The following is a 504-nucleotide window of genomic DNA, read 5'->3' on the forward strand; positions in this document are numbered from 1 at the left end:
TGGTACCGCGGAACTGTGCTTTCGTCCCTGTAGGACGAGGCTTTTTTATTTTCTGGAGGAGGCGATAATCGGTATGCTGGTAAGACTGGAACAGCTGTCTCAAAAGGCTGAAGCCGCGCTGACTGCGGCGGCCGACCTGGAAGCCTTAAACGAGCTCAAGGTTAAAATGCTGGGCCGCAAAGGGGATATAACCTTGTTATTGCGGGGCCTGAAAGATCTGGGGGCCGAAGAGCGCGCCCGGGTAGGCAAGCGGGCCAATGAAGTCAAAGCCCAATTGGAGGAGCTCATACAGAATCGGGCTGAAGAGCTGCAGGGGTTACAATTGCAGAAACGGCTCCAAGAGGAGAGCATTGACGTTACCCTTCCCGGGGTGGCCCTGCCCAGAGGCAGCAAGCACCCGCTCACCCGCATTAATGAAGAAATAGTGCAGATCTTTAACGGGATGGGTTTCGCTGTTGCCGAAGGACCGGAAATCGAACTGGATTATTATAATTTTGAAGCCTT

The 504-nt window shown here is 53.6% G+C and carries 1 protein-coding gene; it reads left to right on the forward strand.

Annotation, left to right across the window (positions count from 1 at the left end; translation table 11 throughout):
- Positions 1 to 73: 73 nt before the first annotated feature.
- A partial coding sequence (locus tag B2633_RS08660; protein WP_483170207.1) for a tRNA ligase subunit PheS family protein occupies positions 74 to 504 on the forward strand: 431 nt, incomplete at its 3' end.

The sequence above is a fragment of the Syntrophomonas sp. UBA1041 genome (assembly GCF_002316705.1).
In the GTDB taxonomy this organism is placed as follows: Bacteria; Bacillota; Syntrophomonadia; order Syntrophomonadales; family Syntrophomonadaceae; genus DTU019.